Here is a 21,592-nt window from a genome sequence, read left to right on the forward strand (position 1 = left end):
TGGCGCTGCTGGATTAGAGGATTACTCCGCCGTCGTCGAAAGGCAGCGCGTCTTCGCCCGGCGTGATGGCCGGGGCCGCTTTTGCCTTGGTTGGCTCGGGAATCAACGCTTCTTGCCGCGCGGTTGCCTGGAGGTCCTGGGCAGCAGGTGCTGCAGAAGCATCGTGCCCGCCGGCAATGGTTCCGCCAATGATGTTCACTGACTGGGCCAAAGGCGCGCCCGAACCATCGCGCTTGCCATATTCGGTAGGCAAAGCACGGACTACGCCTGCCGTGGAGCTGGCACGCGCAGGACCCTGGCCGGCATAGCCCAGCTGCAGGTAGTCCTCACCCTTGACGAAACGGTGAGCGCGCACGCCCGCGGTGGCGCGGCCCTTCGCCGGGAACTCGGAGAAGTCGGTGAGCTTCACCGACTGGCCCGAGGTGCCAGGAAGGGTCTGCGAACCGGCAGCGATCGTGGCTACCACCGCGTCGCCAGCACCGGCAGGAACCACACCGAAGAAGATCACCTGGTCATCGGCGGCGAGCTTGATGCCGGCCATGCCTTGTCCGGTGCGGCCCTGGGCACGCACCGCCGAAGCGCTGAAACGCAGCAGCTGAGCCTGCCTGGTCAGGAACACCAGCTCATCGGCATCCTCGGCCGGCGCCGCGGCAATCACGACGTCGGTGTCCTTGAGCGTGATCGCCTCGAACTCGTCACGGTTCAGCGGGTAGTCCGGGGTGACCCGCTTGACCACACCGTTCTTGGTGCCCACGGCAATCACCTGGTTCAGAGGAACCAGTGCCACCGCGCTTTCGCCCTTGCCCAGCTTGAGGAATTCGGAGATCGGCACGCCATGGGCCAGCTGCGGGAAGCCATGGGATTCGGGAAGCACCGGAACATCGATCAGCGAGATGCGAATAATCCGTCCGGTACTCGTCAGCGCTCCGATCTCACCACGGGCGCTGGAAGCAACCTGCGAGGTGAGCACGTCGTGCTTGATGCGCGCCGCGGAGTAGTCCACGACGTCCCGATCAGGAGTCCGGGCGAGTTGCCCCGTGGCCGAGAGCAATACCCAGCACGGGCTGTCGGAGACTTCCATGGCCAACTTGGCCTTCTTGCCTGTCCCGACTTCTTCAGGCAACGCGGTGCCCTTCAGCGGTGCCAGCTGAGCAGACTTCAGCAGCTTGGTCCGGCGCGGGGTGCCGAAAGTGTCGGCCATTTCCCCGAGCTCATCGGAAACCAGGGTGCGCAGCAGCTCATCGGACTCCAAAATGGCGCGCAGTTCCTCGATTTCGTTGCGCAGCTGCTCGGCTTCGGTCTCCAGCTCCAGCGTGGAGTACTTGGTCAGCTGGCGCAACCGCAGTTCCAGGATGTGGCTGGCCTGCGGCTCGCTCAGGTCGAAGACCGTCATCAGGCGTTCGCGTGCTTCTGCGGTCTGCTCGGAGGAACGGATAATGGCAATGACATCGTCAATATCAACGATGGCAATCAGCAGGCCCTCCACCAGATGCAAACGGTCTTCACGCTTGGCCAGGCGATGCGCGGTGCGACGGCGTACAACATCCAGCCGGTGGTCCACATACACGGTGAGCAGCTCGCCCAGCCCCATGGTGCGTGGCTGGCCGTCGACCAGGGCAACGTTATTGATGCCGAAGGAGTCTTCCATCGGGGTGTACTTGTACAGGCTGGCCAGGACGGCGTTCGGGTTGAAACCGTTCTTCAGCTCGATAACCAGCTTCAGGCCGTGATGCCGGTCGGTCAGGTCGACAACATCGGAGATGCCGGAGATCTTCTTGCTGTTGACGCCATCCTTGATCTTCTCAATGACCTTTTCAGGGCCCACGCCATAAGGCAGTTCGGTGACAACCAAGCCCGACTTGCGTGCGGAGATCTTCTCCAGGGCCACGGTAGCTCGGGTGCGGAACAAGCCACGACCGGTGCGGTAGGCATCCTTGATGCCGTCCAAACCGGTAATGCTGCCGCCCGAGGGCAAATCCGGGCCCGGAATGAACTTCATGAGTTCTTCGACGGTGGCGTCAGGTTCCTTGAGCAGGTGTTGCGCAGCAGCGACAACTTCGCCCAGATTGTGGGGAGCCATGTTGGTGGCCATGCCCACGGCAATGCCGGTGGTGCCATTGACCAGCAGATTGGGGAATGCTGCTGGCAGCACTTCGGGCTGCATGAACTGGTTGTCGTAGTTCGGGACGAAGTTCACGACGTCTTCGTCCAGATTAGCGGTCATGGCAACAGCGGAGGCTGCCAGACGGGCCTCGGTGTAACGCGGGGCTGCCGGGCCGTCATCGAGCGATCCGAAGTTTCCGTGGCCATCGATCAATGGCAGCCGAAGGGAGAAGTCTTGGGCCAGGCGGACCATGGCGTCGTAGATCGCGGTGTCGCCATGGGGGTGCAGCTTGCCCATCACTTCGCCGACCACGCGGGCGGACTTGACATGGCCCTTCTCCGGGCGCAAGCCCATTTGCGCCATCTGGAAGAGGATGCGGCGCTGAACTGGCTTTAGCCCATCACGGGCATCGGGAAGCGCGCGGGAGTAGATCACCGAGTAGGCATACTCCAAGAAGGATGATTCCATTTCATTGGTGACGTCTATATCGACGATATTTTCAACGAAATCCGCTGGAATCTCTTCAGACTTCTTACGAGCCATTACTCTGTTCGTCCTTCATCTACTGTCTTAGGGCCGGAACTGCCGAATCTTCGTGTTGCATCTGGGCGCAACGCCGAACTGCCGACTATCCTAAGCCTATGGTGGATCGTAAACTTTCGGCGGCATATCCGGCGCATTGGGAAGCAGATGTTGTGCTTCGCGATGGGACAACTGCACACCTGCGGCCGATTACTCCGCAGGATGCCCAAGCGCTCCAGGAGATGCACAAGCAGCAGTCTGAGACGTCAGTCTACTTACGCTATTTTACGTATAAGTCGTCACTGACCCCTAAAGAGCTCGAACGGTTCACCAATGTCGACCATGTGAATCGCGTCGCCTTCACCGTGGTTCGTGGCGCAAGGATCATCGGCGTCGGCCGCTACGACCGCTTGGATGACCCGAGGGAGGCGGAAGTCGCCTTCAACGTCTCGGACGAATACCAGGGCACTGGTATCGGCTCGATCCTCTTGGAGCATCTGGCCGCGGCGGCCCGTGAAAACGACATCGAGAAGTTCTCGGCCGAGGTTCTTCCAGAGAACCGGAAGATGCTCACCGTCTTCTCCGATGCCGGGTACGCGGTCGCACGGCATTTTGAAGACGGCGTAGTCATGCTCGAATTTTCCATCAGTCCCACCGAGAAATCCCGCGAAGTGACCGAGGCGCGAGAACACCGCGCCGAGGCGAGCAGTGTTGCTGCTCTTCTGGCGCCTAGGTCCGTTGCCGTCATCGGAGCCAGCCGCACCTGGGGCAAGCTGGGGCACGACGTGCTGGAACAAATTGTGGAATCCGGGTACACCGGTGCCGTGTATGCGGTGAACGATGCGGCCTTGGAAGTGGGCGGCATGGTGGCCTATGGGAAGATCACCGAAATCCCGGGACCGGTGGATGTCGCCTTCCTGTGCATTCCGCGCGAAGGGGTCATGGAAGCCATCGGGGACTGCGCCACCCACGGGGTCAAATCCCTGGTCATCATGACCACCGGCTACGAAACTCCGGAAGGGTTGAGTGCCCAGCGTGAACTTGTGTCGCTGGCTCGTGCCAACGGCATGCGGGTGGTAGGGCCGGGTTCTGCCGGGCTGATGAATACCGACCCGCAGGTGAAGCTGTATGCCACCGGAAGCCACCACGTTCCGCCATCCGGAAACGTCGGATTCTTCACCCAATCGGCCGCCATGGGCACAATCATCCAGGGTGTGGCCTTGCAGCAAGGTGTTGGCCCCAGCAGCGCCATTTCCGCAGGCCTGCGCGCTGATGTATCCGGCAACGACGCGATGCAGTTCTTTGAGGACGACCTGCGTACCCATGTTGTCGCGTTGTACCTGGAATCCTTTGGCAACCCACGCAAGTTCGCACGCATCGCCCGGCGCCTGGCCCGCAGCAAGCCTGTGATCGTGGCTAAATCCGATGTGATGGGCCGCCGCCTTCCTCCGGGCCACTCGGTGCGCGTAGGCCAAGCGCCACCAGGTGCAATGAACGCAATTCTTCGCCAGTCTGGCGTGATTCGCGTGCGTTCATCAGAAGAGCTGCTGGATGTCACGGCCCTGCTTTCGGTCTTCCCTGCGCCGAAGGGCCCGAACGTTGCGATCCTGTCCAACTCCTCGACCATCGCAGAGGTGGTGTGCGACGTCGCCGAGGACAGGAACCTGAACACCGTCGTGCAGAGCGAAGAGCTGGACTACAGCATGGGCCAGTCCAAGGCCATTCCGGTGCTGCGCGCCCGGATCAAGGAACTGGTGGAAGACCCGCAGATCCACACCATTCTGCTGGCGCACCTGCCCTACTCGGAGCTGGATACCAGCGCAGTTCTGAAGGTCGCCAAGGAGTTCATTGGCCAGCCAAAACCAGTGGTGGCATTGGTTCCGGGCCTGGCGGATACGAAAATTACTGGCGGCCTGAAGCAGGGGATTCCGGTATACACCTCGCCAACCACCGTCATCGGCGCCCTGGCCAAGGCCTATGGATACCAGCAGTGGGTTGACGTTCCCTACGAGCCGATGAAGGATCCAGCTGGAATCGACGTGGACGGTGCCGCGGAGTACCTTGATGAATTGGTGCAGACCATCTCGGGGACCAACCTGCTGGAATTGGACGACGCGCAGGTGCAGAAGCTGCTGGACTTCTACGGGATCAAGTTCCTGTCCCATCGGGTGGTGCACACCGCAGAAGAAGCTGTTGCGGCGGCCGAAGAATTCGGCTGGCCGGTGGCACTGAAAGCCAACGACCCTGATCTGCGCCAACGCCTGGACTTGGGCGGCGTGCGCTTGAGCATCCCGGACAAGCAGAGCCTGGAAGCGAACTTCACGCATATGAAGTCGCTGATGGCGGTTTACGGCGTGGACTCCCTGGAAGTGCAGAGCATGGCTCCTGCTGGCCAGGCTTGCGTGGTCAAGGCCGTGGAAGACCCGTTGCTTGGTCCAGTCATTTCCTTCGGGCTCAGCGGCGATCCGGTAAACCTGCTCGATGATTGGGCCCACGGCGTGGCGCCGTTCTCCACCCATGATCTGGAACAGCTCATCCGCCGTCCGCGCAGCAGCGTGCGGCTCTTCGGCTACCAGGGATTGCCGGCGGTGGATCTTGATGCCCTGAAGGACTTCATCACCCGCGTCTCGCTCTTCAAGGACAACCATCCTGAAGTGACCGTTGCCAAATTCGCGCCGATCACCGTTGCCACCGATTCGTTGAGCGTGCTGGCGGTGAACATCCAGATCAGCAACGCTGAGCAACGCACAGATAGCGTCCGCCGGGCATTGCGTAATTGAGTGCAATCGCCGAAACGTGAATTGCCTGTGGCGACTGAGTAGAATTGGGGCATGAGTTCTCCAACGTATTCGACCACTCCTGGCGCTGAGCTTCAGCATGATCTGGTCCGTGCGGGTTTTTATCCGCAGATGGTCCAGGATGTACTGGCTGAAGCCATGATGGGCCAACCAGTGCTTGACCACTATGTACATCTGGAAACTCACTTCGACCATACGGAAGTGCACCGCCATATCACCGTTATGGTGATGAGTGAAAAGGTGCTTTTCATTGTGCACGTCGATGACCAGCAGCTTGACGACCACGGCAAGGACGTCATGGCGCAGGTCTCCGTCGAAATGATTTCCCTGGCCCGCATCGCCTCGGTTGCCACCAGTTACGTCTACCACCAGCCGCAGCATTACTCGGCCGCTGACCCGGTCAAGGAATTGACCTTTGGACTGTCCTGGAACGGAACCAAGCGGATTGATCTGGCCCCTGCCGCCTGTGCCGATCCGCAGTGCGATGCCGACCACGGGCTGAACGGCACCTCGCAGCCTGAGGACTTGGTCATCCGCGTCAGCGCCGAGGCCGACGGCCAGCAGGCCGTGAACAAGGCACGGGAATTCGCTGTCCGCCTGCGCCTGGCCACGATCGCCTGAGCATGATCGAGGAACAGAAACGCAGCAACCTGCCTGTCCCGGCACAGAAAATCCCGGACGCGCCCAAATACGGCCAAGCTACACTGTCGGAGATCCTTCCGTCGGCAGCCGCTGCAATGGGCGTTCCGGGCTACGAGAACGCTTTGGGCTTTGCCCCGACAAAACGTGTGGCACTGATTATGGTTGACGGACTGGGCTGGAACCAGCTCAAAAGCCATCTCGGGCATGCACCCTTCCTGCGCGGCCTGTTCGAAAAGGGGCAGAAGCTGGGAACGGGATTCCCTTCCACCACCGCGACGTCCCTGAGCAGCCTGGCCACGGGCCTGGCTCCCGGCGAACATGGAATGGTTGGCTATGACGTCATCGATCCGGCCAAGCGCCGTGTAGTTAACCAGCTCGGAGGATGGCCAGGGGACTTGGACCCCGAAGCGTGGCAGACTCGCCCGACCGTATTCCAGAAAGTCGCCGAGCACGGCATCCACGTGGCTACCGTGTCTATTCCGATGTTCGCCAAGTCGGCCCTGACTCGCGCGTCGTTGCGCGGCCCCAAATTCGTGCCGGCGAACCAGCCTGCGGCCCGTGCGCGTGCTACCCGAACCATTTTCGAGTCGAACCGCAATTCGCTGGTCTACACGTACTTCAATGAATTGGACAAGGCCGGACACAAATTCGGCGTGGACTCCAGCCAATGGCGGGACACGCTCGAAGAGTTGGATTACGTCATTAAGAACCTGGTCTCCAAGCTGCCAGAAGAAACCACGGTGCTAATTACCGGTGACCATGGAATGGTGGACATCCCCGCATCCCAACGCATCGACTACAGCCAGCAGCCGGAGCTTATCGAAGGCGTGGAGCTGACCAGCGGCGAACCTCGTGGAGTCCAATTGACCTTCGACACGCAGACCGACGCGGCTAGCCGGTTACGCGTACGCGAGGCCTGGCAGCAGGCCTACGGCACCAAAGCCTGGGTGATGACGCGCGAGGAAGCCATTGAACTGGGCTACTTCGGCGCCATTACCGAAGAGCATGCAGCCCGGCTGGGTGATCTGATGATTCTGGCAGCGGAAGCTATCGCTTTCTACGACGGCCGACGCGTTACGCCGATGGCGTTTGACATGGTAGGGCAGCACGGATCGCTCACTGCGGGGGAGCGCTTCATCCCGCTGCTGGTGCACCGCACCACCTAGTTCTCAACGGAACAAGCGCATACGGGTGCGGGAGCAGCATTGAATAAATGCTGCTCCCGCACCCGTATGCGCTCTAGCTCGGCGGCGCGTCAGGAATCGGTGTCCTTCTTGCGCTTGCCGAACATGATGTCATCCCAGCTGGGGACCGACGACCGCTTGGCCTTGCGCGGAGCGGACTCCTCGGCATTCTGCTCGGACGGCTTGTCCTCAGTGCTGTTCGCACCGTCGGCATCCTGATCGGTGACGACCACCAGCTGCGAAGTGCGTGCCGAAATTCCTTGCGGAAGGTGCGGCAGCGAGTCCTCATCGTCGGCGTCGTACTTGCTCATGCTGCGTTCGATGATCTCGTTGTAGCGTGACTCGCGCTCCGGATCCTGGTCCTTCGTGCGCTGCCCACGACGAGCGTTCAGCAACGTGACCAGTTCTTCGGTCTCATCCGGTTCCGGGGTGCTGGCTGCAGGAGCCGGCTCAGGCTCTGGCTGGTTCAGCGCAGAGACCGGGCGAAAGTACTCAGGGGCCACCTGTTCGCTCAAGGTTTGTGCCCAGCGGTTCAGATTTTTCAACGACTTGCGTGCCGGGGTGAATGCCCACCGCGCACTGTTCGAGGAAGCTTCAGTGGAATCCGAGCCCAGGGACTCGACATTCTCGGTCGGCAGCGGGGAATCGAACTGCACGGTAACGATCCATTGGCCTTCTGGATCTTTCCAGGCGTTCCATCGAGCCGAGTCGGCGTCGATGTGCAGCTGGTGCAGGCGGTGGACCACCATGGAACCAAGATCCGCAGGCTCTTCGCCGAATACTTCGCGGTATTCGGCATCGGTTTGTGGTCCTGAAACCTCGACACGACGTGCTAGCTCGGCGATGTGTTCGCGCTCAGCCAGTACCGGACCTTCGTACTTGACGATGTCCTCGACTGGGATATCCCACTCGAGAGACAGATCGTAGGCGGAAGCACCAGCGCGCACTCGCGCTTGAATTTCGCGCGGCGAATGGACCGAGGACTCCTCACGGTTCCTTGGAGCCCGCGAACGGGCAATTTCGGCCATTGCACTGCGCAGTGCATCGTCAACAGGTAGCTCGAAGCTCATCCCGTCGTCGCTGCTGACCTGCAGGCTGGAACCATTTTCATGAATTCCTACCAGTCTCAGCTGACGCATTCCTACCCTCCACACGCTCTATTTCCTGTGTAAAACTCTGCCACCTCGAGGCCTGAATTCCTACCACCGCGCAGGGTGTGGCGCAAGATTAGTCATCAACCTCACGCAGTAATTCCTTGAACCTTCCGCCCATGGCATAGCGTGGCAAGAACGGGAATGGATGACCCGGAATAACGCTATACTTCTATGCCGGTATAAGTTTTCACCTTGTGAAGCAGCCGGCTAGGACGAAGACCTGCAGGAAAGAGCGAAAAACGATTATGGCAAATGAATCTGCTGCACCCGTGGCAATGTCAGAAGCGGAACGAGCCAAGGAAATCGCTCAGCTCAAGGCAGGCAAGACCGCAGCCATGGCCAACCTGGTCGATGAGGCCGAAACACCCTTGGCTGAGGAATATGTTTTGCCCGGCGGCGAAGCATCGCAGGAAGAAGCGAGCATCGAGATCCTGCCGGAGCAGGCAGACGAGTTCACCTGCGCATCTTGCTTCATGGTGCGTCACCGCACGCAGCTGGCCCGTGAAGACAACGGGCAGAAATTCTGCAGCGAGTGCGAAGGGTAGGAAGCTTACGCAACAGTTCTGACAGCGATGGCGTCCTGGACCGGAAGGTCCAGGACGCCATCGCTTTATTCCATGGAGCCGTGAATGCTATTCGCCTGAAGCGTCTTCTGCCTGTTCCTGCTTGGCTGCTTCGGCCTTGCCTTCCTCGGTGAATTCGTACATCACGCCCGAGAGTGCGGCAGCCAGCTCTTCGGGACGGCGGGTGGAAGTCAGCCAGTACGGCGTGGTGTCTCGCTCGTCGGTCACTTCCATGCGCACGGCACCGTCGATCCAGCCACGCAACAGCATGTAGGCCAAGCCGTGAAGCTTCTGTCCACGCTGCTTGAAAGCTTCGTCGCCACGGTAGCCGACGACGTTGCCGATGTACTTGCGTTCAATGCTGGCCCGGCCAACGGTGACCAGATCATCGGTGACTTCGATGGCTGGCACGCGCAGTAGGAACACCGCGACCAGTGAAATCAGAACTACGCCACCGGCAACCCATCCAAGGGTGCTGTTAATCGGTGCTACTGCGATACCTGCGGTGATGGAAATGATGATCGGCCAAATCCAGGTGCTGGCCGATGGCCAGAGCTTTTCGCTGTACAGGACGTTCGAACCCTCGGGGCTGGAATTACTCATGGTTCCAAGTTTAGGCAATATTTCCTGGTTCCATGACCTCGGGGCTGGCGGCAGGGGATTGCCCTGCGCGCGCGATAGAGTTAGCCACGAGAAACTATCGAGTGACTATTTCACATAACTCCGGGGGAAGACCTACACCGATGAGTGACCCATCAATTTCCATTGCCATCAAGATGCTTGACACCGAACTGCCGGTTCCCAGCTACGCGCATCCGTCAGATGCCGGTGCTGACTTGCATGCTCGCGAGTCGCTGGTGCTGGAGCCTGGCGCCCGCGCGCTCATTCCAACAGGCATTGCGCTGGCCATCCCGCATGGCTATGTCGGTCTCGTGCATCCGCGCAGCGGCTTGGCTGCTAAGCACGGCATTACCGTTGTGAATGCACCGGGTACTGTTGACGCGGGGTACCGTGGTGAGATCATGGTCACCTTGCTGAATACCGACACGTCTGAGTCTTTCGAAGTCAGCCGAGGCGACCGAATCGCCCAGCTGGTAATCCAGAAAGTCGAGCAGGCAGCGTTCATCCAAGTCGATTCGCTGGACGGCAGTGCTCGCGGCGCTGGCGGGTTCGGTTCGACCGGCGGATTCAGTTCCAAGTAAGTACCCTTGAGTGCAAGACGAGATTTTCTAAGGACACCATGATTTTCAAGCGCAAGAAAGCCCAAGACCAGCCAGTCGACGCACCAGCTGCTGAGGCAGGCCAGAGCGAGGCCGAGCCGAAGGACGGCCCGTTCGACTACAGCGAGGTCGAGAATACGCAGGAATACCTTGACTTCGGCTCGATCCTGATCAAGCCAGTAGCAGGCTTGAAGGTCCGCATGGACGTTGAAGAGTCCAACAAGCGTGTCATCGCGGTGTCGCTGGAGATCGCCGAGTCGCGTATCCAGCTGATGGCTTTCTCTTCCTCGAAGTCCGAATCGCTGTGGCCTGGCATCAGCGACAAGATCAAGAGCGATATCAGTGCCCAGAACGGCGAAATTTTCACCCGCGACGGCGATTACGGCCAGGAGCTGCTCGCCAAGGTGCCGCAGCAGCTGCCTGATGGTCGCGCCGGGCATGTCGCCCTGCGCTTTGTCGGCATCGACGGCCACCGCTGGTTCCTGCGTGCGGTCATTGGCGGCGCTGCCATTGGAGACGAAGAAGCGGCTGGCATCGTTGACGGGATCCTGCGCACTGTCGTGGTCAACCGCGGCGACAAGCCACTGCCACCGGCCGAACTCTTGCCCCTGAGTGTTCCGGCCAATGCGCAGGCCCGCCCGGCAGGCACTGAGCAGAACCCTGAGCAGAACTCTGAGCTGAAGCGTCCAGAACGCGGACCAGAGATCACCCAGATCGGCTAATGCATGTCGCTGAAGGACAAACCCGTCACTGCGCTGCTTGGCCCCTCGGGCCAAAAGCTCAGCTACCAGCGGCTGGACAGCTTGGAACAGCTGCCTGTCAAGGGCAGGGTGGAGCACACGGGCTACATCCAATCGGTTAGCTATTCCGCGCCACACGTCGCACCCACGCTGACCGCGGTGGTGGTCGACCGGCTCGGTGCGGTGTCTGCTCGTCGCGGGACTGTACCGCATGTGCGTTTGGCGTTCATGGGCCAGAAATCCGTTCCGGGAATCAAGCCGGGCGTGAAGGTGGAATACTCGGGAATGGTCGCTCCCGTGGATCAAGTTCCGACGATCTTTAATCCGCGCTACGTAATCGTGCCGGAGGCCCGCGGGTGATCCGCGCGTTCCCTCAAGGTCTTGGGAACGAGAGCATGCTGGCGTCTAACTGGAAGAAAACATGATGAACAACGACGAATCGCGTCCGGAAGATGGATCCACGCCGGAAGCAAAGCATCCAAGCTTCGCGAAAATGATTGGCTCGAACGCCAACATCGCGCAAAATGCCGACGGCGGGATAGATCTGCTCTCCACCGTCGGTGGCGTGCGCGGAATCCTGGAAACGGTGCTTCCCGGTTTCGTGTTCATCATGGTCTTCGCGCTGACCTCCAATCTGGGCTGGGGGCTGATCGCTTCGATCAGTCTTGGCGTGGTGTTCATGATCATCCGCCTAGCCAAGCGCTCGACGCTGATCCAGGCCGGCTCCGGGCTGATCGGCATCCTGATCTGCGCCTTCGCCGCACGCAATTCAGGCAATGCCAAGGACTACTACATTCCAGGGTTCTACGTATCGGCCGCCTACTTGGCGGGATTGCTGATTTCGGTGATGGCCCGCTGGCCGCTGATCGGCCTGCTCTTCGGGTTCATCCGCAATGAAGGCACCGAGTGGCGCAAGAAACCCGCGCGCTTGCGCCGCTACCAGGTGGCCACCTGGATCATCATTGCTGTTTTCGCGCTGCGCCTTGCAGTGCAGATCCCGATGTACATCGCAGATGACGTCGTGGCCTTGGGCTTGGCCCGCGCCTTGATGGGGGTGCCGCTGTATGCAGCGGGGCTCTGGTTTGCCTGGCTGGTCTCGAAGCCTGCAGCAGAAGCCAGCAACGGGACCAGCCCTCCAGCACAAGCCGTCTAGCGGGTGGCGTCGCGCAGCGTGCGGCGCAACAAGGCTTCGGCTTGCGGGGTGGTGATGAAGAAGATTTCATCGCCACCCTCAATCACATCATCGGCACTGGGCGGGAACGGCGTTTTATCACGAACCACTGCCATCATGGTGGTGTCTTCGGGCCAGGAGATGCGCCCGATGCTGCGGCCAATCAACGCCGAATCGTGCGGGACGGTGAACTCGACCATGTAGACCTCGCCGGTCTTCAGCGTCAGCAGCCGCACCAGGTCGCCCACCTCCACGGCTTCTTCCACCAGCGCGGTCATCAGCCGCGGGGTGCTGACCGCTACATCTACGCCCCAGGCGTCATCGAACATCCACTCATTCTTCGGATTGTTCACGCGGCCTACGGTGCGCCGGATGCCGAATTCGCTCTTGGCCAGCAACGAGACCACAAGGTTCACCTTGTCATCGCCGGTTGCCGAAACGACCACGTCGTACTCTTCCAGCTGTGCCTGCTGCAAGACAGCTAATTCGCAGGCATCGCCAATCAGCCACTTCACCGCTTCCAGGTCGGCGCGCTCGGCCATTTCCGGCTGCAGGTCGATAAGCAGGACTTCGTGATGGTTGATCACAAGTTCGCGGGCAATGGAGGAACCGACCGAGCCGGCCCCGGCAATCATGACCTTCATGGGGGTGCCTCTCAGATTATTCGTTGGCCTGCGCAGCCGGCGGGCTGGCAAGGATCTTTTCGATGTCCTTGGACTCATCGAGCCGCATCATCACGTGCACCAGGTCGCCGCCCTGCAATCGGGTGCGGCCCTCGGGGATGGTGCCTTCGCCGAAGCGGGTCAGATAGGCCACTCGTACCCCGGCGGCCGCTTCCAGCTCCTTGACCAGCCGTCCATACCAGTCGCGGTGCAGGGCAACTTCGGAAAGCACCAGGCGCCCCGATGGCTCCCGGAAGTCACCGCGCATCGAATAGTCGGGCAGGATCCGGCGCAGCACCTGATCGGTGCTCCAACGGACCGCGGCCACGGTGGGGATACCCAGGCGCTGGTAGATCTCGGCGCGCCCTGGATCGTAGATGCGGGCCACGACATGGGGGACGTTATAGGTTTCGCGCGATACGCGAGTGGCGAGAATGTTGGAATTATCACCGCTGGATACGGCGGCGAAGGCATAGGCCTCATCGATTTTGGCAGCTTCCAGGGTGTCCTTGTCGAACCCCATGCCGGTCACCGTGGAACCTGAGAAGCCTTTGCTCAGCCGGCGGAAGGCATGCGGGTCCTGGTCAATGACTGCCACGGAATGCCCCGCTGAATCCAGCGTGTGGGCTAGCGAGACACCGACGCGTCCGCACCCCATGATCACGAAATGTGCCACCGAGAACTCCTTGGGTCTACTGCTTGCTGCATGTCCAGTGGCGCACACAAGCTGTGTGCTCCGAATGCAACAATAGCGCTGATCGCACCCAGTTTATCGGTGGTGCAGCACCCATGTGCCTTGCACCCTGCGATAACGTTGTGTCGTGCCTGCATTATTTGACGGTCTGAAGCGGATCTTGGTGGGCCGGCCTTTCAGAACTGAACAGCTGAAAAAGAAGCCGTTGCCACCTAACGTCGCGTTGCCGATTTTCTCGTCCAGCGCCCTGTCGTCCTTGGCGTACGCGCCAGACGAAATCTTGCTGACCCTGGCCATTGCGGGCATCGCGGCCACCGCGCTTTCGCCGATGGTCGGACTTGCTGTCCTTGCCGTGCTGGTGGTGCTGGTGCTGTCCTACCGGCAATCGGTCATGGAGTACCCCTCTGGCGGTGGCGACTACGAGATCGTGAAGAAGAACCTGGGTGCGCGCCCGGGAACAGCGGTCGCCGCTGCGCTACTGGTCGACTTCGTGCTCACCGTTGCTGTGTCCAGCTCATCAGCTGCCCTGTATCTCGCCGCTATTTTCCCTGCAGTGGCCGAGTACAAGGCTTGGGTGGCTGCTGGACTTGTCGCATTCCTCGTGGTCGGTAATCTGCGCGGCAGGGGACAAGGGCGCTGGACCCTGGCCATTCCGGTCTACCTCTTCGTGATCGGCATGCTGCTGCTGGTCGCTATCGGCGGGGTGATGGCGCTGACCGGTACCCTCGGGCTTGCCCCGAGCGCGGATTTCACGATTGTGCCGGAAGAAGAGTTTGCCAATGGGCTGCACGGTGTCGTCGGTGCATTGCTGATCCTGCGTGCTTTCAGTACGGGTTCGGCGGCGCTGACCGGTATCGAGGTCCCGATCTCGAACGTGCAGACCCTGGCCAAGCCGCGGGCCAAGAACGCGGCGCGGATCCTGCTGGTGCTGGGCCTGCTCTCCGGGGTGCTGACACTTGGCACGCTGATGCTTGCCCGTGCCACCGGCATCAAGGTCGTCGCCGACCCGCAGGCCTCATTCTTGCTCGACGGTGCCCCGATCCCTGAAGGGTTTGTGCAGGTCCCGGTCCTTGGCCAGCTGGCGCAAGCCGTGTTCGGCGATTTCACCTTCGGCCTGGTCATTGTTTCGGTGCTGACCATTGCCGTGCTGCTGCTGGCCGGAAACCAGGCCTTCAACTCCTTCCCCCTGCTGGCCAGCCATCTGGCTACCGACGGCTTCCTGCCACGCCAGCTGCGTACCCGCGGTGATCGGCTGGGCTTCTCCAACGGCATATTGTCCCTGGGCGTTGCCGCGATTGCACTGGTGCTGCTGTTCCAAGGCGATGTCACCTTGCTGGTCCAGCTGTACGTGGTGGGCGTGTTCGTTTCCTTTACGCTCAGCCAGCTGGCCATGCTCAAGCACTGGAAACGCGTGCTGGTTCCCATTGCCGACCGCAGGATCCGTGCGGCCAAGCAGCGCAAGCGCCTGCTGAACCTGGTGGGCCTGATCCTATCGGCACTGGTGCTGGTGGTCGTCTTGGCCACCCGCTTGGTCCACGGCGCGTGGTTGGCCGTGCTGGGCATTGCGGCCTTGATGCTGATCATGGATTCACTGCAGCGCCACTACCAGAAGGTTGACGACGAGCTGGCGGTGGATGAGGACGTTGCCGCCACGGCCTTGCCCTCCCGGGTGCATGCACTGGTGCTGGTCTCCACCGTGCGCAAGCCGGTGCTGCGGGCCTTGGCCTTCGCCCGAGCTTCGCGTCCCTCGAAGCTCGAAGCAATCATCGTGGATGTGGAACGAAGCAAAACCGAAAAGACCCTCCGGGACTGGGAACGCCTGCAGATTCCGGTGCCGATCACCGCCCTGGCTTCTCCGTACCGCGATATCCCCGGGGCGCTGATTGAGCATATTCGTTCCATCAAGCGTGAATCCCCGCGGGAACTGATCGTCGTGTACATCCCTGAATACGTAGTGGGCCACTGGTGGGAACAGCTGGTGCACAACCAAACCGCTTTACGAGTGAAAAACCGGCTGCACTATGAACCGGGCGTCTTGATCGCCTCGGTTCCATGGCGCTTGCTCAGTGCTTCGCATGCCCTGGGCGGCGGGCCGACCGAAGAATCTTCGGCACACCGCTGAATTCAATGCTTCTGATGAAAGACAAGATCGATGACTGAAACACCAATGCTCACCGTCCGCCTGGGCAAGATTGCCCATGGCGGCCACACCGTCGCCCGCCATGAGGGCCGCGTGATCTTCGTGCGCCACGGCATTCCCGGAGAGTTGGTGAATGTGCGCCTGACGGACAGTGCGCCGGAGGCCAAATTCTGGCGTGCCGACGTCGCCGAGGTGCTCGAAGCCAGCGAGCACCGCGTGCCCCACTTCTGGGATGCCGCTGATGCCCTGAAGCATCGTGACCCGGTGGGTGGCGCAGAGTTCGGCCACATCACCCTTGAGCACCAGCGTGAGCTCAAGTCGCAGGTTGCTGCCGAGCAGATGACCCGTCTAGGCGGCCTGAAGGCGGAGGACTACAACTTCCCTGCGGTGCAAGCGGTCAAGGGCGCGGCCGACGGCCTGGGCTGGCGTACCCGGATGTCCTATTCGGTGGACGCACAGGGCAAGCTCGCGATGAGCGCATTCCGCAGTAACCAGTTGACCGGCATCGCGCAGATGCCATTGGCCCATCCGGCTATCGAGGCCACCGGCTTATACTCTGTGGACTACAGCGGAATCGAGCGTGTCGAGGCTGCGGTATCCAGCCAGGATGACCAGACCGTGCTGATCCTGCTGGCTGAAGCAAGTACCGGCGCCGCGGCAAAGGTGGCAAAGCAGTTCCCGGAGGGTGTCAATGTCGCCGCTTTCAGCCAGCGGGGCGGCTCGGCGGCTGACGGCAAAGGCAGCTTGCAGACCTTGGCTGGTTCGGCGTTCCTGACCGAAAAGGTACTGGGGGAGAAGTTCCGGATTACCGGTGAAGGCTTCTGGCAGGTGCATCGAGAGGCGGCCAGCCTGCTTTCCCAGCGCGTAGTTGAACTGACCGAGCCAGCCGCTGGCGAGCAAATCGCCGACCTCTATGCGGGTGCTGGCTTGTTCTCCGTCCCGTTGGCTAAGGCAGTTGGCTCCCAGGGCCGGGTCTTCTCAATTGAAGGCGCTCCGGGCACGCATGCCGATGCGAAGAAGAATCTGCGCTCCTATTCGCAGGCCACGGTGATCCGAGGCCGTGTTGAGCGAGTGTTACGGCAGGTCGCCGGGGATGCCTCCCTGGACGCCGTGGTACTTGACCCGCCCCGCACCGGGATCGATAAGCAGGTGGCTGCGGAGCTGGCTTCCATTGCTGCATCCCGGATTTGTTACGTGTCCTGCGACCCTGCGGCTTTCGCCCGTGATACCGCGCGTTTGATGGGCCGCGGCTACGAATTAGAGCATATGGAGATTCACGATTTGTACCCGCATACCCACCATATGGAGTCCATCGGGCTCTTCGTGCGCCGTTAAACACCTGAAATTGTCCGATTAGACACGAATTCGGATGAAAATTTATTCCGAGGAGTCTTTTTATGAGCTTAGGCGATAGACTGTTTTTAGCTCTGCCACGCTAGGAGCCTGACTATCTCAGTTAGGAACTCCTAACTGGAATTACAGTGTGCGTGTGCAACAGAATGAGTGTCTGGCGAGAGGAGTCCCACGTGAGCAATGTGGACAGCTTCGGTGCCAAGGGCGTACTTGACGTCAATGGAACCGAATACGAAATTTACCGACTAAATACGGTTGAAGGCTCGGACAGCCTTCCTTACAGCCTTAAGGTTCTTCTTGAGAACCTGCTTCGCACCGAAGACGGCGCGAACGTAACCAACGAGCACATCAATGCACTGGGTCAGTGGGATGCTTCGGCTCAGCCGAACACCGAAATCCAGTTCACCCCTGCACGTGTGCTGATGCAGGACTTCACCGGCGTGCCTTGTGTCGTTGACTTGGCAACCATGCGCGAGGCCGTCAAGGACCTCGGCGGTGACCCAACCCGCGTTAACCCGCTGGCACCAGCCGAAATGGTCATCGACCACTCCGTGCAGATCGACACCTTCGGTTTCGAAGGCGCTGTCGAGCGCAACATGGAGATCGAGTACCAGCGCAACGGCGAGCGTTACCAGTTCCTGCGCTGGGGCCAGACTGCATTCGATGACTTCAAGGTCGTCCCACCGGGCACCGGTATCGTGCACCAGGTCAACATCGAGTACCTGGCACGCACCGTCATGACCCGCGAGGTCAACGGCGTACTGCGCGCTTACCCGGATAGCTGCGTAGGCACCGACTCCCACACCACCATGGTCAACGGCCTGGGCGTGCTGGGTTGGGGCGTTGGCGGCATCGAAGCCGAGGCAGCAATGCTCGGCCAGCCTGTCTCCATGCTGATCCCACGCGTTGTCGGCTTCAAGCTGGCTGGCTCGATCCCAGCTGGCGCCACCGCAACCGACGTGGTGCTGACCATCACCGAAATGCTGCGCAAGCACGGCGTTGTTGGCAAGTTCGTTGAGTTCTACGGCGAAGGCGTGGCAGCAGTGCCACTGGCCAACCGTGCAACCATCGGCAACATGTCCCCAGAATTCGGCTCCACTGCCGCGATGTTCCCGATCGACGATGTCACCCTCGACTACCTGCGCCTGACCGGCCGCAGCGACGAGAACGTGGCACTGGTCGAGGCTTACGCCAAGGAACAGGGCATGTGGCACGATCCAAGCCGCGAGATCCGTTTCTCGGAATACCTCGAGCTGGATCTGTCGACCGTGGTTCCATCGATCGCCGGCCCGAAGCGTCCACAGGACCGCATCGAGCTGTCTTCCTCGAAGGAACAGTTCCGCAAGGACCTGCACAACTACGTATCGAACGCCGACGACACCCAGGGCGCTGGCCGCCCGTCGGTAGCCGTCGATGTCACCAAGGAAGATGGCACCCAGTTCACCCTGGACCACGGCCTGGTTTCGATCGCTTCGATCACCTCGTGCACGAACACCTCCAACCCTTCGGTCATGCTGGCCGCAGCCGTACTGGCTCGCAACGCAGCTGACAAGGGCCTGACCTCCAAGCCATGGGTCAAGACTTCGGTCGCGCCAGGCTCGAAGGTCGTTACCGAGTACTACGAGAAGTCCGGCCTGCTGCCATACCTGGAGAAGCTCGGCTTCTTCGTTGTTGGCTACGGTTGCGCAACGTGCATCGGCAACTCCGGTCCATTGGATGCCGAGATCTCCGAGGCCATCAACGCCAACGACCTCGCAGCTACCGCAGTTCTTTCGGGCAACCGCAACTTCGAAGGCCGCATCAACCCAGACGTGAAGATGAACTACCTGGCTTCCCCGCCACTGGTCATCGCCTACGCACTGGCTGGCACCATGGACTTCGACTTCGAGACCGACGCACTGGGCCAGGACGCCGAGGGCAACGATGTCTTCCTGAAGGACATCTGGCCATCGCCTGTCGAGGTCCAGGAGATCATTGACTCGTCGATCGACAAGGAAATGTTCGCCAAGGGCTACGACGGAGTCTTCGAAGGCGACGCTCGCTGGAAGGCACTGGACACCCCGGAGGGTTCGACCTTCGCATGGGACGAGAAGTCGACCTACGCACGCAAGGCACCGTACTTCGACGGCATGACCGCCGAGCCGCAGCCAGTCCAGGACATCAGCGGCGCACGCGTGCTGCTGAAGCTGGGCGACTCGGTGACCACCGACCACATCTCGCCTGCAGGTTCGTTCAAGTCGGAAACCCCGGCTGGCCGCTACCTGATCGAGAACGGCGTGGATCGCAAGGACTTCAACTCCTACGGCTCGCGCCGTGGCAACCACGAAGTCATGATCCGCGGTACCTTCGCCAACATCCGCATCAAGAACCAGCTGCTGGACGGCGTCGAGGGTGGCTTCACCCGCGACTTCACCCAGGCTGATGCTCCGCAGGCTTACGTCTACGACGCTGCAGAGAACTACAAGGCTGCCGGCACCCCGCTGGTCGTTCTTGGCGGCAAGGAATACGGCTCGGGCTCCTCGCGTGACTGGGCTGCCAAGGGCACCGCATTGCTGGGCGTCAAGGCCGTCATCACCGAATCATTCGAGCGTATCCACCGCTCGAACCTGATCGGCATGGGCGTTCTGCCGCTGCAGTTCCCAGAGGGCGAATCCGCTGATTCGCTGGGTCTGACCGGAACCGAGACCTTCGCTGTCTCCGGCGTGACCGAGCTGAACAACGGCACCACCCCGAAGACCCTGAAGGTTACCGCAACCGCACAAGACGGCAAGGTTACCGAGTTCGACGCAGTTCTGCGCATCGACACCCCAGGTGAAGCTGACTACTACCGCAACGGTGGCATCCTGCAGTACGTACTGCGCCAGATCGCCGCTGCCAACTAGCAGATCCACCTCGGCTCCGGTCGAAGCGAATCTCTAAGTAGTTCCGCATCGCGGGAAAACCTGAGACCCAAGGCAATTGCCTTGGGTCTCAGGTTTTTAACCAGCCTTTTACGCACTCAGCTGACCATGGGTGCGGGCCGTGGACCGGGTGCGGGTGCCAACTTCCAGCACGCTGAAGCCTGACGTTTCCAACAACAGCTCCAATTCCCCGGGCGGCCAATACCAGGCCGGGGCGACCTGGTGGCCAAAGGCTTCTAGCTGATCCCCGGCAAAGAATCCGAGCAGCAGCTTGCCGCGTGGCTTGAGCACCCGGGCAAACTCGCCCAACAGCTGCGGAAGCTCGGCTGGAGGAGCATGGATTACCGAGTACCAGGCGAGCACCCCGGAAAAATGGTGGTCTTCGAACGGCAACTGTGCCAAGTCCGCACGCAGGAAATCGGGCTTCTGGAAGTTGCGCCGTGCGAAGTGCAGAAACTCCGGAACGAGGTCAACGCCTGTAGCCGGCCGATGGGCATCGGCGATGAACTGTGTCCAATGCCCAGGCCCGCAGCCAGCGTCCAGGACCGGCCCCTCCAGCTGCCCCGCCCACGCCGCAATCAGCTCCCGGTCTTCAAGCTCCGCCTGCTCGGGCGAAGCGAACAGATCGATATAGGCGCTGGCGAGACTCGAATAACTCGCTGAGACGTGATGAGGATCGAAGGAAGATGGCATACGCTCAGCTTAGCGCCGCCCGCAGGGAGCCTGGAGATCAATTGCTAGACTCGGGAATCACTTCCAGAAAACTGTTGGCGGAGAGGAACTTCCGATGACGTCACCTGCCCTTGAAGATCTGCTGAATGCGGGCCAAGTGCACCAAGTGCGTTCCTGGCTCGGAGAGGCAACAGTCGTTTCGGACATGTCTTGGGGGCTGACAGACATTAAAGTCCTCCATTTGGATGCAGCCGGAAAGCACTTCGTGCTCAAGACCGCGGGCGAAAGCAACCATCACATCATCCGGGAGCTGGAAGCACATCGCCGGTACACGCGTGTACTTGCCGAAGCCGGGCTGGCCGCGCGGCTGCGTTTTTCAAGCGATGTGCACCGCCTGGCAGTGCTGGACTACCAACCCGGAGAACTGTGCGTAGGGACAGAACATGAATACGCGCCGGATTCGCATCGACAGGCGGGACACGCGCTCAGGTTGCTGCACGATCAAGAACAGCGTGTTGCTCATGGCTACGAAGCCCGGCTGACGGCAAAATTCCTTCAGCTGCTTGAACGCAAGCACCGCATCGGTGCTTCACGGTGCCGGCAGATCAGGGACCTGTTCACCAGCTACGAGCCTAAATCCGTGGCCGTCGTCCCAACGCACGGAGACTGGCAGCCTCGTAATTGGCTCGTAGACCAAGGAAAACTGAAAGTCATTGATTTTGGACGTTTTGAATTCCGTCCAGCTTCCAGCGACTTCGCGCGACTCTCACTACAGCAGTGGGTGGGGCATCCGGAGCTGGAACAAGCCTTCCTTCAGGGCTACGGCTATGATCCGCGCGAAGAATTATCATGGAAAATGATGCAACTACGTGAAGGCCTGGGCACGGCCGTCTGGTCTTATGAAGTTGGAGATGAATCCTTCGAAGCGCAAGGGCTGCAAATGCTGGCCGATACGCTGGACCGCAACTAGGCTCGCACGCGAACGGGCACATGCGTTCGGGGTAGTGAACGTCATTGCTAGGAAATTAGCACCAGCACGGACGTTGACGGATAATGAAAGAAGCCTTGAACGC

General features: G+C 60.7%; 18 protein-coding genes. 12 read left to right on the plus strand and 6 right to left on the minus strand.

Features of this window, described 5'->3' with window-relative positions; translation table 11 throughout:
• Positions 1 to 13 precede the first annotated feature (13 nt).
• Entirely contained in the window at positions 14 to 2,647 is a 2,634-nt protein-coding gene (locus tag ACIOJF_RS02880; protein WP_402741165.1) for a DNA topoisomerase (ATP-hydrolyzing) subunit A, read from the minus strand.
• A 98-nt stretch (positions 2,648 to 2,745) separates the two neighbouring features.
• Here ACIOJF_RS02880 and ACIOJF_RS02885 point away from each other — a divergent pair, with 98 nt between their 5' ends.
• The 3 genes from ACIOJF_RS02885 to ACIOJF_RS02895 are packed head-to-tail and all read left to right on the plus strand — an operon-like array spanning position 2,746 to position 7,232.
• Complete coding sequence (locus ACIOJF_RS02885; protein ID WP_105656761.1) at positions 2,746 to 5,406, plus strand: GNAT family N-acetyltransferase; 2,661 nt, start codon at positions 2,746 to 2,748, stop codon at positions 5,404 to 5,406.
• Between the two features lie 51 nt (positions 5,407 to 5,457).
• Entirely contained in the window at positions 5,458 to 6,045 is a 588-nt protein-coding gene (locus tag ACIOJF_RS02890; RefSeq protein ID WP_105656760.1) for a DUF5998 family protein, read from the plus strand.
• A 2-nt stretch (positions 6,046 to 6,047) separates the two neighbouring features.
• Positions 6,048 to 7,232: an alkaline phosphatase family protein gene (locus tag ACIOJF_RS02895; protein ID WP_133834268.1), complete on the plus strand. Its 1,185-nt coding sequence runs from the start codon at positions 6,048 to 6,050 to the stop codon at positions 7,230 to 7,232.
• A gap of 89 nt (positions 7,233 to 7,321) precedes the next feature.
• Here the strand turns inward: ACIOJF_RS02895 and sepH are convergent, their stop codons facing one another.
• Positions 7,322 to 8,389: a septation protein SepH gene (sepH, locus tag ACIOJF_RS02900; RefSeq protein ID WP_402741166.1), complete on the minus strand. Its 1,068-nt coding sequence runs from the start codon at positions 8,387 to 8,389 to the stop codon at positions 7,322 to 7,324.
• A gap of 260 nt (positions 8,390 to 8,649) precedes the next feature.
• Here sepH and ACIOJF_RS02905 point away from each other — a divergent pair, with 260 nt between their 5' ends.
• Entirely contained in the window at positions 8,650 to 8,949 is a 300-nt protein-coding gene (locus ACIOJF_RS02905) for a DUF4193 family protein (RefSeq protein ID WP_105656757.1), read from the plus strand.
• An 87-nt stretch (positions 8,950 to 9,036) separates the two neighbouring features.
• Here ACIOJF_RS02905 and ACIOJF_RS02910 read toward each other — a convergent pair whose 3' ends face one another.
• Positions 9,037 to 9,570: a DUF3093 domain-containing protein gene (locus tag ACIOJF_RS02910; RefSeq protein ID WP_332486014.1), complete on the minus strand. Its 534-nt coding sequence runs from the start codon at positions 9,568 to 9,570 to the stop codon at positions 9,037 to 9,039.
• Between the two features lie 140 nt (positions 9,571 to 9,710).
• Here ACIOJF_RS02910 and dut point away from each other — a divergent pair, with 140 nt between their 5' ends.
• The 4 genes from dut to ACIOJF_RS02930 all read left to right on the plus strand — a co-directional run bounded on the left by dut (position 9,711) and on the right by ACIOJF_RS02930 (position 12,080).
• Entirely contained in the window at positions 9,711 to 10,169 is a 459-nt protein-coding gene (gene dut / locus ACIOJF_RS02915) for a dUTP diphosphatase (RefSeq protein ID WP_402741167.1), read from the plus strand.
• Between the two features lie 38 nt (positions 10,170 to 10,207).
• Complete coding sequence (locus ACIOJF_RS02920; protein ID WP_402741168.1) at positions 10,208 to 10,909, plus strand: DUF3710 domain-containing protein; 702 nt, start codon at positions 10,208 to 10,210, stop codon at positions 10,907 to 10,909.
• Between the two features lie 3 nt (positions 10,910 to 10,912).
• Positions 10,913 to 11,287, plus strand: coding sequence for a hypothetical protein (locus ACIOJF_RS02925; protein WP_105656753.1), 375 nt, complete (start codon positions 10,913 to 10,915; stop codon positions 11,285 to 11,287).
• A gap of 61 nt (positions 11,288 to 11,348) precedes the next feature.
• Positions 11,349 to 12,080: a DUF3159 domain-containing protein gene (locus ACIOJF_RS02930; RefSeq protein WP_402741169.1), complete on the plus strand. Its 732-nt coding sequence runs from the start codon at positions 11,349 to 11,351 to the stop codon at positions 12,078 to 12,080.
• Here ACIOJF_RS02930 and ACIOJF_RS02935 read toward each other — a convergent pair.
• Together ACIOJF_RS02935 and ACIOJF_RS02940 are read right to left on the minus strand one after the other, a co-directional pair.
• Positions 12,077 to 12,742 carry a TrkA family potassium uptake protein gene (locus ACIOJF_RS02935; RefSeq protein WP_105656752.1) on the minus strand — a complete coding sequence of 222 codons (666 nt, stop codon included), beginning with the start codon at positions 12,740 to 12,742 and terminating at the stop codon, positions 12,077 to 12,079. The genes ACIOJF_RS02930 and ACIOJF_RS02935 overlap by 4 nt on opposite strands.
• A 16-nt stretch (positions 12,743 to 12,758) precedes the next feature.
• Positions 12,759 to 13,436 (minus strand): TrkA family potassium uptake protein, encoded by a 678-nt coding sequence (locus ACIOJF_RS02940; RefSeq protein WP_332731217.1) that lies wholly within the window; start codon positions 13,434 to 13,436, stop codon positions 12,759 to 12,761.
• 145 nt (positions 13,437 to 13,581) lie between these two features.
• Here ACIOJF_RS02940 and ACIOJF_RS02945 point away from each other — a divergent pair, with 145 nt between their 5' ends.
• The 3 genes from ACIOJF_RS02945 (at position 13,582) to acnA (ending at position 19,829) form a co-directional block, all read left to right on the plus strand.
• Complete coding sequence (locus ACIOJF_RS02945; protein ID WP_332498797.1) at positions 13,582 to 15,576, plus strand: APC family permease; 1,995 nt, start codon at positions 13,582 to 13,584, stop codon at positions 15,574 to 15,576.
• A 30-nt stretch (positions 15,577 to 15,606) separates the two neighbouring features.
• Positions 15,607 to 16,929, plus strand: coding sequence for a class I SAM-dependent RNA methyltransferase (locus ACIOJF_RS02950; RefSeq protein WP_332486022.1), 1,323 nt, complete (start codon positions 15,607 to 15,609; stop codon positions 16,927 to 16,929).
• Positions 16,930 to 17,093: 164 nt separating this feature from the next.
• On the plus strand, positions 17,094 to 19,829 hold the full coding sequence (gene acnA, locus ACIOJF_RS02955; protein WP_208294266.1) for an aconitate hydratase AcnA: 2,736 nt from the start codon (positions 17,094 to 17,096) through the stop codon (positions 19,827 to 19,829).
• A 108-nt stretch (positions 19,830 to 19,937) separates the two neighbouring features.
• Here acnA and ACIOJF_RS02960 read toward each other — a convergent pair whose 3' ends face one another.
• Positions 19,938 to 20,540: a class I SAM-dependent methyltransferase gene (locus ACIOJF_RS02960; protein WP_402741170.1), complete on the minus strand. Its 603-nt coding sequence runs from the start codon at positions 20,538 to 20,540 to the stop codon at positions 19,938 to 19,940.
• Positions 20,541 to 20,634: 94 nt separating this feature from the next.
• Here ACIOJF_RS02960 and ACIOJF_RS02965 point away from each other — a divergent pair, with 94 nt between their 5' ends.
• On the plus strand, positions 20,635 to 21,489 hold the full coding sequence (locus ACIOJF_RS02965; RefSeq protein WP_105656747.1) for a phosphotransferase: 855 nt from the start codon (positions 20,635 to 20,637) through the stop codon (positions 21,487 to 21,489).
• The last annotated feature ends 103 nt before the right edge of the window (positions 21,490 to 21,592 follow it).

Source organism: Glutamicibacter sp. NPDC087831 (assembly GCF_044742845.1).
Classification (GTDB): domain Bacteria; phylum Actinomycetota; class Actinomycetes; order Actinomycetales; family Micrococcaceae; genus Glutamicibacter.